The sequence below is a fragment of the Natronosalvus vescus genome, assembly GCF_023973145.1.
Classification (GTDB): domain Archaea; phylum Halobacteriota; class Halobacteria; order Halobacteriales; family Natrialbaceae; genus Natronosalvus; species Natronosalvus vescus.
Window position 1 is genome coordinate 3,028,083 of the sequence record NZ_CP099546.1, and the last position, 13,704, is coordinate 3,041,786.

The window sequence follows — 13,704 nt, forward strand, 5'->3', positions numbered from 1 at the left end:
CGCTTGGCCTTTTAAGCGTAGCTTTTTGCGCTGAGTGGTTCCGCGCGGAGCGCGGAATCCCGAAGCGGAAAAAGGTACTATTGGAAGGTTCGTCCCAGCTGATCCTCGGCCGTCTCCGGTTCGCGCGTCTGGAACTGCTCTTCGATCTCTTCGTAGCGCTCCCGGGTGTCGGCGGTCACGCTCGGTGGCACTTCCTCGAGCGCCTGCTCGAAGTGTGCCTTGCTGATCCGGACGTTGCCGACCGTGTCAGCCATGTCTTCGGGGGAGACGGTGTTGATGAACTCCCGCGAAGCGGCCATCGACGCCTCACGGCAGACCGCTTCGATGTCGGCACCGACGTAGCCCGCCGTCTCGCTCGCAAGCCACTCGAGGTCGATCGCCTCGGCGAGGGGCTTGTTGCGCGTGTGCACCTCGAAGATCTTCTTGCGACCGTCCTCGTCGGGGACGGGAACGTGAACGTGGCGGTCGAGGCGACCGGGGCGGAGCAGCGCCGTGTCGATGAGATCCGGCCGATTTGTCGTCGCAATGACCACGACGTCCTCGAGTTCCTCGAGGCCGTCGAGTTCCGTGAGCAGCTGGGAGACGACGCGTTCGCCGACACCTGAATCCATCTGACCGCCGCCGCGTTCGGTGGCGATGGAGTCGATCTCGTCGAAGAAGATCACGGTCGGGGCGTTCGACCGGGCCTTCTCGAAGACTTCGCGAACGCCCTTCTCGGACTCCCCGACGTACTTGTTCAGCAGTTCGGGGCCTTTGATCGAGATGAAGTTCGACTGGGCCTCGTTGGCGACGGCCTTCGCGAGCAGGGTCTTCCCCGTGCCGGGCGGGCCGTACATGAGGACGCCTTTGGCGGCCTCCATGTCCATCGCCCGGAACACCTCGGGGTAATCGAGGGGCCACTGGATCGTCTCTTGGAGGCGTTCTTTGGTGTCCGCCAGGCCACCGACGTCGTTCCAGGTGACGTCGGGCACTTCGACGAACACTTCCCGGAGGGCGGAGGGGGTAATCCCCTTGAGCGCTTCCTTGAAGTCTTTCTCCGTGACGCGCAGGCGCTCGAGCACCTCGGCGTCGATCTCTTCCTGTTCGAGATCGAGCTCGGGCCGGATGCGTCGGAGGGCGTTCATCGCCGCCTCTTTGGTCAGGCTCTCGAGGTCGGCGCCGACGAAGCCGTGGGTGTTCTCGGCGTAGCGATCCAGATCGACGCTGTCGGAGAGGGGCATCCCGCGGGTGTGTACCTGCAGGATCTCCGTTCGGCCGTCCTTGTCCGGGACGCCGATTTCGATCTCGCGGTCGAAGCGACCGCCACGACGGAGCGCGGGATCGATCGCGTCGAGGCGGTTAGTCGCGGCGATGACGGTGACGCGGCCTCGCTCCTCGAGGCCGTCCATCAGCGAGAGTAACTGGGCGACGACGCGCCGTTCGACGTCACCGCCGGCGTCTTCGCGCTTTGCGGCGATGGAGTCGATTTCGTCGATGAAGACGATCGCCGGGGCGTTCTCCTCGGCCTCCTCGAAAACCTCCCGGAGCTGCTCTTCCGATTCGCCGTAGTACTTCGACATGATCTCCGGGCCGGAGATCGTAGTGAAGTGGGCGTCGATTTCGTTGGCGACGGCTTTCGCCATCAGCGTCTTCCCGGTGCCCGGCGGGCCGTGGAGCAGGACGCCTTTTGGCGGCTCGATACCGAGTTGCTGGAACAGTTCGGGGTGGCGCATCGGCAGCTCAATCATCTCCCGAACCTGGTCGAGTTCGTTATCGAGTCCGCCGATGTCCTCGTAGGCGACGTTCGGGACGCCCTCGCGACCGCCGCCCGCACCGGCGCTGATCTGTTCGGCCGGGGTTTCGGAGATCTGGATCTCCGTCGAGTCAGTGATGACCACCGTTCCGCTCGGCGACGTCGAAGCGATCTTCAGCGGCACCGACTGGCCGGAGCTGGCCATCGGCCCGAACGACAGCGAGAAGGGGACGGTCTGTCCCTCGGTGACCGCTTGTCCGCTGAGCTTATCGCGGACGAGCGGACCGATGTTACCCCGGATGCGGAGGTTCTGAGGGAGCGCGACCGTGACGCGCGTCGCCTGTTTGACGTCCGCTTTCTCGATGGTGACGCGGTCGTCGATACCGACACCAGCCTCCTGGCGAAGGCGGCCATCGATCCGGATGACGCCGCGGCCTTCGTCTTCGGGATAGCCTGGCCACACGCGTGCAACCGCTCGCGCGTCGGCGTTTCCTTCGATGACGATGTAGTCACCGTTCTCGAGGCCGAGCTCGCTCATCGAAGTGCGATCGATCGCAGCGAGTCCGCGCCCAGCGTCTTTCTGTTTGAGCGGTCTGACGGTGAGTTTCATAGGGAGTCCTCCAATTCGACAGTGAGTACGCCGTTTTTGATAAACGCTTGCGCGTCACGTGCCTGTGCTGGCAGATCGAATTCGTGCTGATCGTCGCCCAGAACGACGATGACGGTTCCGTCCACCACGTCGACCGTCGCATCGTCGTCGACGTCGCCGAAGTCGACCGCCAGAACGGATTCGTCGTCGTACTGGTACTGGCGCACCAGCCGATCACCGTCTCGGGCAAACTGTGAGTAATTCATTGTAACTAACCCCAGGTAAGCTGCGCTACTATATAAATGTTGTGTTGAGAAAACGCACGACGTGAGCACATAGGTGAGTTAGCGGTCGAACTGCAGTTCGCGAAGACAACTCGAGCAGAACCGCATTGTCGACATCCGGCTCACAATACGTTGATCGGGCACGCACACGCTACTACTCGTTGGATCGGGGACGCACACGCCCACTGTTAGTCAGATCGGCGACGATCAGCGATACTCTCCTCGCCGGTCTCGGTCGCGACGATTTCGTACAGGATCGCTCGAGCACCGTCGGTTTTCGGTCGAAGGATCCTGCCGAGGCGCTGGGTAAACTCGCGCTCGCTCCCGCTTCCGGAGAGGACGACCGCGACCGATGCGTCGGGAACGTCGACCCCTTCGTCGAGGACGTTCGACGTCACCACGCGCGAGTACGTGCCGTCGCGAAACTTCTCGAGGACGTCCCGGCGTTCGGCCGTCCCCGTTTGATGGGTGAGTACGGGTATCAGGAATCGTTCGCCGACCTCGTAAGCGAGGTCGTTGTAGGCGGTGAAGACGATCGTTCGTTCCTCTCGATGATCGCCGAGCACGTCGGCCAGGGTCTCGAGTTTCCCTTCGGCACCGAGCATGATCTCTCGAGCGCGCTGGCGTGCCAGGAGTGCTTCCCGTGCGGCCGGGTCGGAGCCGGATCGCTTGACGAGCTCCTGATAGTCCGAACCCGACTGCATCCGGATGTTCGACCTGGCGAGGTAGTCCACAAATGTACCCTGATGCCGTTCATAGGCAGCCCGTTCCTCGACCGTGAGCGAGACGGTCAGTCGCTTGACGTCGTACGGAGCCAGGTGCTCGCCGGCGAGGTCGTCAGCGGAGAGGCGGTAGACGACCGGCCCCACGAGCGATTCGATCACCTCGTGAGCGCCATCGGGCCGTTCGAACGTCGCCGTCAAGCCCAATCGCGCCGGTGCAGCCAGCAGGCGCGCGATGTCCCGGTACCCCTCGCCGCCGAGATGGTGCACTTCGTCGAAGACGACGAAGCCGAACCGATCACCGACGGAGTCGGCTTTCAGATACGCAGAATCGTACGTCGAGACGGTGAGCGCTTCGAGTCGCTGCTCGCCGCCGCCGAAGCGCCCAACGGGAAAGTCGAACTCCGCCTCGAGTTCGGTCGCCCACTGCTCGAGCAGATCGATCGTAGGTACGACGATTAGCGTGGGCACGCCGAGGCGTTCGATCGCTTTGATCGCGATGACGGTCTTCCCGCTGCCGGTCGGCAGCTCGAGTACGCCGGCTGGTGCCACTGCCGGGTGGGCGCTGCCGTCATCGGTGTCGGTGGCCGAATCGACCGTACCCCATCGGTCGGTCTCGAGCCAGTACTCGAGCGCCTCGCGCTGGTACGAACGGAGGTCGTAGGCAGAACGAATCCCGTGGAGCCGTTCCGGTTCGAAGGTGAGCACCGTGTCGTCCACCACGACCCCGTGGTCGTCGAGTGCAGACCGGAGTGGTGCGTACCGATAGCCTTCCGCGCGGAACGATCCCGTCCGGGCATCTCTCTTGAGCGCACCATCGGCCAGCAAGCCGTCCTCGAGGAGCGTCTCGAGCGTTTGCTCGTCGCCCTCGATGCGAATCGTCCCGTCCTCATAACACAAGCTGACGGGGCGATCGGGTGCGGTGGCAGGCGGCGACATAGCTTCGACTCTGTTCGTGTGTGGACGTGGCTGGCACAAATACTCTCTGACGGGCAGTGATGGCGTTTCCCTACTTATTGCAAAGAGACAGTGTCATTCGGGTCGACCACTACCTGCTGGCGGTGATAAGAACGCATACCTCAACCCTTTTATTACCGCTGTGCCTTGTCTGGGACATGAGCGAAGACGAGGGCCCAAACCCCACAGCCCAAGGCGTTTCGGCTGCGGGAAACGACGACGCCGATGCGGAAGACGGCTCCGAGGCCTCGAGCCAGGATGCGGACGAGGAGCCGGAGCCATCCGACGGCGAGGGAACCGCCGATGAGCAGCCACCGGAGGACGAACTACCGACCGACTCGAGTGCGGACGCTGAACCTGTCGCTGAGGATGGCGAAGCCGCCGAAACGGGAGTGACGGACGAGACACCACAAACGAGCGACGACATTCGCGACCTCCTCAATACGCTCCGGGAATACGACGACGAGATCGCTCGCGACGTCAACTCGATCGTCGAGACGGCCCGCGACCTCAACGGAACCGTCCAGCACCAGCGCGACGAGCTAGACGACCTGAGCGAGCGCGTCGACGCCCAGGCGGAGACGATCGGCGACCTCCAGAGCCAACTCGAGAACCGCGAACAGGAACTCGAGGCCCGCCAGGAAATCATCGACGAGTACGAACAACAGATCGAGGATCTCAAAGGGCACGTCAAACGGACGCAGGCGGACTTCCAGAACTACAAAAAGCGGGCGAAAAAGCGTCAACAGCAGATCAAAGATCGGGCAACCGAAGATCTCGTTCAGCGACTGGTTGGCGTGCGAGACAACCTGAAACGGGCGCTCGGGGAAGAGAGCGACGACGTCGAGAGCCTGCGGGACGGCCTCGAGATGACCCTGCGGGAGTTCGACCGGATCCTCGCCGACGAGAACGTCGAGGAGATCGATCCCGAACCGGGAACCGACGTCGATCCGCAGCGCCACGAGGTGATGATGCGAATCGATAGCGAACTGCCCGAGGGAACGATCGCCGACGTCTTCACGCCCGGCTACGAGATGAGCGAGAAGGTGATCCAGAACGCCCAGGTGACGGTGAGCAACGGAGCGCTCGAGGGTGAGAGCGAGGCCGAAGCCGATGGCGAAGGTGAAGACGAGGGCGAGGGCGAGCCACCGTCCGACGACGCGGACGACGGTATCGCTGGCAACGATAGTGACGATGGCGCTGACGCGGATGGTGACGATGACGACGATAATGCTCAGGGGAGCGAATCAGTCGACGGCGACGAGGGATCGCACCCGGATGGGGACAACGAAGCCGACACAGAGACCGACGACGGCGACGGTGAGGAGGCGATCGAACTTGGCGGTGAGGTTGCGGTGACTGACGACGAGGACAGCGAGAACGTCGGCGAGAGCGATGGGGACGTGAACGACGAGACGGCTGATGCCGACGAAGTTGCATCGACGGACGACGAGGATAGCGAGGAAGCCGGTGACGGTGCCGATGCGAGCGACACTGACGAGGCGGATATCAACGTCGATGGCGATGTCGATGCGGATGGCGACGGTGGCGAAGTCGACGGCGACGAGTCCGACGAACCCGATGGGGAAGCCACGGATGACGTGGAGACGGAACCTACCGAGTAGGGAACGTGAGCGATTGACCGAGCCTGACGGTTCGGTTCGTCTCAACCGGTGGCTCGAGCATTCACCGCCTCGAGCCACCCACCGACTCGAAGCAGGTTTTTTTACGTGTCAGCGTCAGATTCGATAGCCAGTGCGTCCCTGGAACCGATCGCTCGAGAGTAACTACGATCGGGGTAAGACTTCCACGGAATCGCGCGTTGGGTGGGGTTTCAGAAGTCTTTTGACGACATAGGGGTAACGTCCGCTACGACATGACCGAGGACTTAAACTGGGCAATTGGAGGCGAGGCCGGGGACGGTATCGACTCCACTGGGAAAATTTTCGCCCAGGCACTCTCCAGGGCCGGACGACACGTCTTTACGTCGAAGGATTTCGCGTCGCGGATCCGTGGCGGCTACACCGCCTACAAGATACGGACGTCGACAGACCGCGTACAGAGTGTCGTCGATCGGCTCGACATTCTCGTCGCGCTCACCCAACGAACCATCGACGAAAATCTCGACGAACTTCACGAGGGCAGTGCCGTCATCTACGACGGCGAGCGCTCGTGGGACGCCGAGATTCCCGACGAAATCACCGCCGTCGACGTGCCACTGAAAACGCTCGCCGAAGAGGCCGGCGGTGCCATCATGCTCAACGTCGTCGCGCTCGGGGCCGCCTGTGAAATTACCGGTTTCGACGTCGAGTACCTCGACGAATCGCTCGAGAAGCGCTTCGGTGGCAAGGGATCGAAGATCGTCGAGAACAACCGCGAGGCCGCCCGCAAGGGCCGAGACTACGTCCGCGAGAACTACGATTTCGACCTCGGTTACGAACTCGATACGACGGACAACGACTACGTCCTGCTCAACGGCGACGAGGCCATCGGGATGGGCGCACTCGCCGCTGGCTGTCGCTTCTACGCCGGCTACCCGATCACGCCGGCGACGAACGTGATGGAGTACCTGACCGGGCGGATCGAACAGTACGGCGGTCACGTCGTCCAGGCTGAGGACGAACTGTCGGCGATCAACATGGCGCTCGGTGGCGCCCGCGCCGGCGCTCGCTCGATGACGGCAACCTCGGGGCCGGGCATCGACCTGATGACCGAAACGTTTGGCCTCGTCGCGACGAGCGAAACGCCGCTCGTCATCGTCGACGTGATGCGCTCTGGACCATCGACCGGGATGCCGACCAAGCAAGAACAGGGCGACCTGAACATGACGTTGTACGGCGGCCACGGCGAAATTCCACGGTTCGTCGTCGCGCCGACGACCATCGACGAGTGTTTCTGGAAGACCGTCGAGGCGTTCAACTACGCCGAGAAGTACCAGACGCCCGTCTACGTCGTCGCCGACCTCGCGCTCGCAGTCACCGAACAGACGTTCTCGCCCGAGACGTTCGACATGGACGCCGTCGAGATCGACCGCGGCACCCTCGTCGACGACGACTCGATCGGCGAGTGGCTCGACGAGCAGGGTCGCTTCCGCGCCCACGCCGCCACCGAGGACGGCATCAGCCCCCGCGCCATCCCCGGTACGACCGACGGGGCCCACATGTCCACCGGCCTCGAGCACGACGAACTCGGCCGGCGAACGGAGGACACCGAGGTGCGCGTCGAACAGGTCGACAAACGAAACCGAAAGGTCGAGACTGCCAAGGCCGAGGAGGACTGGGACTACCGGGAGTTCGGCGACGAAGACGCCGAGAACCTCGTCATCTCCTGGGGGTCGAACGAGGGCGCGCTCGTCGAAGCGCTCGAGTACCTCGAGGACGAGGGTATCGACGTCCGTATCCTCTCGGTGCCGTACATCTTCCCGCGGCCGGATCTCACCGACGACGTCGAGGCGGCCGAGGACGTGATCGTAGTCGAGTGTAACGCGACCGGTCAGTTCGCCGACGTGATCGAACACGACACGCTGACGCGGGTCAAACGGGTCAACAAGTACACCGGTGTCCGCTTCAAGGCGGACGAACTCGCCGACGCGATTTCAACGAAACTCTCAGAGGAGGTGCCTGCACAATGAGCTCAGAGGTACGATTCACCGACTTCAAATCCGACAAGCAACCGACCTGGTGTCCTGGCTGTGGGGACTTCGGGACGATGAACGGCATGATGAAAGCCCTCGCGAACACGGGGAACGACCCGGACAACACCTTCCTCGTCGCCGGGATCGGCTGTTCCGGCAAGATCGGGACGTACATGCACAGCTACGCCCTCCACGGGGTGCACGGTCGTGCGCTCCCCGTAGCGACGGGGGTCAAGATGGCCCGACCCGACATCGAGGTCATGGCCGCCGGCGGCGACGGCGACGGCTACTCGATCGGTGCCGGCCACTTCGTCCACGCCGTCCGGCGCAACGTCGACATGACCTACGTCGTCATGGACAACCGCATCTACGGGCTGACCAAGGGGCAGGCTTCGCCGACCTCGCGATCCGATTTCGAGACGTCGACGACGCCAGAGGGGCCACAGCAGCCACCCGTCAACCCGCTCGCGCTCGCGCTCGCCGCCGGGGCGACGTTCATCGCCCAGTCGTTCGCCTCCGACGCGCTGCGCCACGCCGAGATCATCGAGGAGGCCATCGAACACGACGGCTTCGGCTTCGTCAACGTCTTCAGCCCGTGTGTGACGTTCAACGACGTCGACACCTACGACTACTTCCGCGACACGCTGGTCGACCTCGAGGAGGAGGGTCACGACCGTCACGACCTCGAGGCCGCAAAGGAGGTCATCCTCGACGCGGACAAAGAGTATCAGGGCGTAATGTATCAGAACGAGAACTCGGTTCCGTACCATGAACAACACGGCGTCACCGAGAACATGGCTGATATTCCAGACGGCGCGCCGGAGAACGCGATGGATCTCGTGCGCGAGTTCTACTGAGTCCGCTTCAATTCTTTTCGCCGCCGTCAGAGACCCCAACACGGTCGAGACCGATGAAAACGGTACACACCGCTCGAGGCTTGTCGCTTGAGTGCACCAGGATTAAAGAGAGTGTCGACGATTGTGACCAGTTCGAAATAGCGTGAGGGTACCGAAGGCGGCCGTCGAACAGCTGCAAATTGTTTTCATTGTGGTCTCTCGAGAAGCCACTTACCGAGAAAATGCCGATCGCTCCGAACGTACCCCTGAGACGTTCGTCAGTTAGGGTGAAAACGGCAGCAATATTCCTCAGAAGTGTCGGTCGTGGTCAGTACGGTGTGAGAACTGAGGTCACAAGTCCCACGACTAACAGTCCCGCGATGATAAGGATGATAAACCCGACGATGTATCCGAACGCCATAGCGACAGCCCGGTAGTTTCGCGGCTTCCCAATCAACCAGCCCAGAATCATCACGTACACCGGAAGCATGATGATTCCGAAGATCACGTACAATCCAAGGTGGATCGTTTCATGCGCCATCTCAGTTCACCTCCTCCGGGTCGAGTTCAACCATTGGGATCACTTTCGTCGCGACCAGGAATCCGAGGCCGACCAGAACGATCGTGCCGATAAAGAGCCACCACTCGAGGAGCGTAGGGGAATACGATCCACTGGGATACAGGTTCGTCAGCGGTGGGGCAGTCGGGAACATGAGCCCTTCCACGATGAACATCACCTTCTTGTTCAGGATCGTCACGGAGAGGATCGCCGAGATGGCGACCAGTGCCGGAATGCTGAAGAACCGGTCGGGCCAGCCGATCATGAGGAACAATGCAACGACGGAGACGACGAGCCCGGCGACGGCCAGCCAGAAGAACGGCAACTCGAGCATCGCTCCAGTGAGTGCACCGATGTTTGTCGGGGCCGTGTATACCCCGGTCAAAATGTCGTGCATCGTGAACCAGATCGTCGCTAGTGCCAGGAACGCGAGGACGGTCGCGAGATCACGGAAGATTCGGTCTTCGATGACATCTCCCCAGTCGTACGCGAATCTGAAAATCGCTGTAATGATGATGACACCGGCGAGCGCACTTGTGAGCGACTCCGTGAGCATCGCTGCACCGGCTGCGGATCCGTACCACGCTGGTTGGGCGGCGATGAGGCTGAACAGCCACGGAACGACGCCGCCAGACAGCAGCGGCACGAGCGCAAGGATCGCTACCGCAAGCCACCAGAGGATCTGCTCGATCTTCTCGTCTTCCGATCTCGAGTATCCGATCGTAAGCACCGAGTACAGCGGCGAGAAGACAGTGGGGAGTCGGTCTCGGAAGGCAGCTATCTCCGCTCTAAGTGAGAGACACAAATACGTCAGACTCAGCACGAGGTACAGCGTAATCACAGCGATGTCCCAGGCCAGCGGCGAGTGGTGTACGGTGGCTGGCCACCAGAGGATCGTGTTGAATATCCTGTCGGGGCGACCCATGCTCAACACGATATTGAACGCGGCCATGCTGAGCGCAAGCACCGTCAATACCTCCGATACTCGAGCGATGGGGGCGAACCGGTCGATATCGATCACTCGTACGGCAGCCGAGATGGCGATGCCCCCGTGTGCTAGACCGACCCACCAGACGAACCCGCCGATGTACAGTCCCCAGGGAACCCCTCCGGAGATCCCCCAGTCACCGATGCCAGTCACCGCCCAGACGCCGGCGTTGAGCTGGTACGCCCATGCGATCAGGAACAATACCGTCCCGAGTAAAAAGATCACGAGAAGCGCGTAGTACCGTTTCGATGTGTGCTCTAACGGGTACAGGATCCTGTCCTCGAAGACGTCAGTACTCATTGATCCCCACCCCCATCGTCCGCGAGCGTCTCCATGCCGAGATCTTCGTAGGTGAACGGTCCATCCGTCGGTGTTGCGTTCTTCGATGGCTCGTTACCTAGATAGACGACGTTCGGCTCGTTTCCTTGTTCCTCGAGTAGCTTGAACCGGGATTGGTCTCGGTTCTCTCGAAGATACTGGCGGGGTTGGCTGTCCGCATCGTTCATGTCACCGAAGTGGATCGCATCGACGGGGCAGTCGTCCTCACAGGCGGTCGTCCCCCGTTGAGCGCTGTCGTCCTGTCGGTGGACGCAGAAGGTACACTTGCCCATGACACCTGCGGGTGGCGGCCCGCCGACTCGTCGATCGTTCCTATCAGTGTCCGACCCGATAAAGCCGGGAGACTTGTCGGTCGGCTCATCCTTCCCGAGGAAGTTTACACCGTACGGACAGGCGACCTCGCAGTACTTACAACCGATACATCGATCGTAGTCCGTGAGGACGATACCATCTTCCTGACGTTTGAACCGCGATTGGGTCGGACAGACGTACGTACACGACGGTTCGGAGCAGTGTTGGCACGGACGGGGCATCTGTCCCTCGCTCACGTCGTCGTACTCCGTTTCCTCGTATCGGAAGACGTGCATCCACTGGCTGCCGCGGTCGGTATCGTTCTCCCGTTTACAGGCTTCCGCACACTTCAAGCAGGCAATGCATTGATCCGTGTCAATCACCATCCCCAGCTGGACGTCATCCCCGTCGGAATCTGCCGTGCTCGCGGGTGTGTTAACTGCTCGGTCGAGACAACCGGCCACGCTCGTTGCCGCTCCCGCTACGGCCAACCCACCCATTGTCTTTAGCAATCCTCGCCGGGAAGGTACCGCGTCTCCTCCGACATCGGGAACACCGGGAAGCGCATCCCCGTCGTCGTCAGTTGTCGCTTTGACCGTTGTTTCGTACGTCGGCCGCAGATCGATCCCGAACTCCTCGAAGACTGCTTCGTGGTGTTTTTCGTGGAACGCGGCCTCGGTCATTTCTCCCCGTGCAAGGGCCATCGCGTCTCTACTGATCTCGATGCCCAGGTTCGTGTCGAACTCCACGGTCTCGAGTTTGGCCTCGGCGCGGGCTTCCCAGTCATCATCGAGGTCATCAGGAGTCCATCCCTGACCGAGATCTGGTATCTCAGGCGCTGTTTCTGGCGATTCGTCGCTCTCATTTGACCCGGAACATGTCCCCGAACCACAGGTACACCGGGACGGATCTATGTCGGAACTCATACCGATACCCTCATCATGCATATGGATCCCACCGGACTGCGGGTAGGGTTGCGTGTGGAAATTACAGGAGTTTATATGCTCGACGGGGCGAACTGGTGCAGGCTCGTTTTTCTACCCGCTGGGGCGGAACGTCACGGCAGGTTACACGGAACCTGCATGTCGGGCGGAGCTCTTCAAACGGGCGTGACGGCCATACACAGGCGGGTGGATCGGGGAGTATAAAAACCGCTGTATACTCCAGACCAATTCGAATCCCACCCAAGAGCCGAGTATTGCATATGACTGAGGAAACTCGAGGTCGATCGGACGACGAAATCGCGAACCTGAGTATCGATGAAGCCAGGGACGCTCTGAAAGGCGAAGCGGCGATTCCAATGCGGGCGTCTGGAACGCTTCGACGTCGGTTTCTATTAGCTATGGGCGCAACGGCAACGTTTGGCGCAAGCGCAGGATGTCTCGGTATGTTTAGCGAGGATCCCGAGGCGGCAGGTAGTGAAGATGACGACATCGACTATTCGGAGATAGAGAAGTTCAAACTCGATTGGGTTCCCAAGCAGATTCTCAAGAACCTGAACGTCAAGATGGCGTTCAACAACGAACAGTTCTTCTTCCGATTCAACTGGGAACAGCCGAACGCTGGCGGTTGGTTCCACGATTATCTCATCTACCACGAAGACGAAGGAGAGTGGGTGCGCCACGCCAGCCCGGATCCGTGGGTGGCCGATCAGGATCATCCGGATCACATCGGCTTTTACGAGGATCGCGTCACGTTCCTCTTAGACGACGGTTCCGTGAAGGGATTCGAGAACTTCGGCGGCTGGCTCACCGTACACATGGGAACTCGGAGTCTTCCGGGCGCTGCCACGTCGGAGGAGGTCGAGAACCATCCACATCTCGGTGACGACGGACTCGGGCGGAACGACGTCCGAAAGTTCCTCCCACAATCGCGCGAGGGCGAGTGGTGGGAATCCCCGTGGGACGATATTCGTTCACAGGAAGAACTGGATCAGCTGAAAGAAGACGGCGTCTTCGTCGATTTGCCGATGTTTCGCGCGCACCGGAGCAATCCGATGGGTTACGCCACGGATCATCACGTCCTCGAGTACCGGCACGGTGACGAGGGGAGCAACACATTCGGGTCACAGGGCTGGGATCCGGAGACCGGGCCGGAGTACATGTTTGATCCGGACGTGGTCGAAAACGGTGCGCTCGATCACGAGCGGATGCTCGAGGGTGACTATCGCCAGGATCTGTTCTACGACGATCGTGACGAGTGGCTCGGGGAGGAGGAACCCTACTATCTAGCCGACGAGTGGATGGTCGAGTTCGATCCGGAGGTCGCCGAACGGGATGGGGCAGCCATTCCCCGTCGACCGCTCCAGCAACCCGAAGGAAGTGCCGCTGACTGGCAGTGTCGAGGCGTATGGGACGATGGTGAATGGACTGTGGATATGTGGAGAGACCTCGAAACCGAGAACCCCCTGGACACCAAACAACTCGAATCCGGCAGGGTCTACGACTGGGCACCAGCCATCCACCATGGCTACAATGCACGGTGGCACTGGGTGGCATACCCGTACAAGTTAGGGCTCGGGACGGGAACGGAAGCCGATTTCCACGCCGTACAGTTCGACGGCGATGCCCCCGATTGGGACGATATCCCGACCCACACGATACCGCTGATCTACCCCGGGCAGGTCGACTGGACGTGGCTCACCAGCAAGGAACACCGCGGATACATCCCAACTCGAAACGACGAAATGTCGATCTGGGACGTCCACGAGAATCCGCGACGGATGGCGGCGATGGTGCTCGGCAAGGAAATCGGAGAAGATCCGCGGCGGTGA

At 61.4% G+C, this 13,704-nt stretch carries 9 protein-coding genes and 1 pseudogene; 4 read left to right on the plus strand and 6 right to left on the minus strand.

Annotated elements, in window-relative coordinates; all coding sequences use genetic code 11:
• Positions 1-77 precede the first annotated feature (77 nt).
• The 3 genes from NGM68_RS14515 to NGM68_RS14525 all read right to left on the minus strand — a co-directional run bounded on the left by NGM68_RS14515 (position 78) and on the right by NGM68_RS14525 (position 4,266).
• Positions 78-2,342, minus strand: coding sequence for a CDC48 family AAA ATPase (locus tag NGM68_RS14515; protein ID WP_252698953.1), 2,265 nt, complete (start codon positions 2,340-2,342; stop codon positions 78-80).
• Complete coding sequence (locus NGM68_RS14520; RefSeq protein ID WP_252698954.1) at positions 2,339-2,587, minus strand: DUF7127 family protein; 249 nt, start codon at positions 2,585-2,587, stop codon at positions 2,339-2,341. Before NGM68_RS14520 ends, NGM68_RS14515 begins: the two co-directional genes overlap by 4 nt.
• A 206-nt stretch (positions 2,588-2,793) precedes the next feature.
• Positions 2,794-4,266 (minus strand): DEAD/DEAH box helicase, encoded by a 1,473-nt coding sequence (locus NGM68_RS14525; protein WP_252698955.1) that lies wholly within the window; start codon positions 4,264-4,266, stop codon positions 2,794-2,796.
• A gap of 176 nt (positions 4,267-4,442) precedes the next feature.
• Between NGM68_RS14525 and NGM68_RS18365 the strand changes: the two are divergent.
• From NGM68_RS18365 to NGM68_RS14540, 3 genes and pseudogenes are all read left to right on the plus strand, one after another.
• A pseudogene (locus NGM68_RS18365) lies at positions 4,443-5,354 on the plus strand (nucleotide exchange factor GrpE); the annotation flags it as partial.
• Positions 5,355-6,160: 806 nt separating this feature from the next.
• On the plus strand, positions 6,161-7,915 hold the full coding sequence (locus NGM68_RS14535; protein WP_252698956.1) for a 2-oxoacid:acceptor oxidoreductase subunit alpha: 1,755 nt from the start codon (positions 6,161-6,163) through the stop codon (positions 7,913-7,915).
• Positions 7,912-8,775 carry a 2-oxoacid:ferredoxin oxidoreductase subunit beta gene (locus NGM68_RS14540; RefSeq protein WP_252698957.1) on the plus strand — a complete coding sequence of 288 codons (864 nt, stop codon included), beginning with the start codon at positions 7,912-7,914 and terminating at the stop codon, positions 8,773-8,775. Before NGM68_RS14535 ends, NGM68_RS14540 begins: the two co-directional genes overlap by 4 nt.
• 307 nt (positions 8,776-9,082) lie before the next feature.
• On the opposite strand, the gene NGM68_RS14545 is transcribed toward NGM68_RS14540, so the two are convergent.
• Genes NGM68_RS14545 through NGM68_RS14555 form a run of 3 tightly spaced genes read right to left on the minus strand, consistent with a single transcriptional unit; the run spans position 9,083 to position 11,857 of the window.
• Complete coding sequence (locus NGM68_RS14545) at positions 9,083-9,295, minus strand: hypothetical protein (protein ID WP_252698958.1); 213 nt, start codon at positions 9,293-9,295, stop codon at positions 9,083-9,085.
• A gap of 1 nt (position 9,296) precedes the next feature.
• Positions 9,297-10,601: an NrfD/PsrC family molybdoenzyme membrane anchor subunit gene (gene nrfD, locus NGM68_RS14550; protein WP_252698959.1), complete on the minus strand. Its 1,305-nt coding sequence runs from the start codon at positions 10,599-10,601 to the stop codon at positions 9,297-9,299.
• Entirely contained in the window at positions 10,598-11,857 is a 1,260-nt protein-coding gene (locus tag NGM68_RS14555; RefSeq protein WP_252698960.1) for a 4Fe-4S ferredoxin N-terminal domain-containing protein, read from the minus strand. Before NGM68_RS14555 ends, nrfD begins: the two co-directional genes overlap by 4 nt.
• Before the next feature lie 278 nt (positions 11,858-12,135).
• Between NGM68_RS14555 and NGM68_RS14560 the strand changes: the two genes are divergently transcribed.
• Positions 12,136-13,704, plus strand: a complete 1,569-nt coding sequence (locus tag NGM68_RS14560; protein WP_252698961.1) for an ethylbenzene dehydrogenase-related protein — start codon at positions 12,136-12,138, stop codon at positions 13,702-13,704.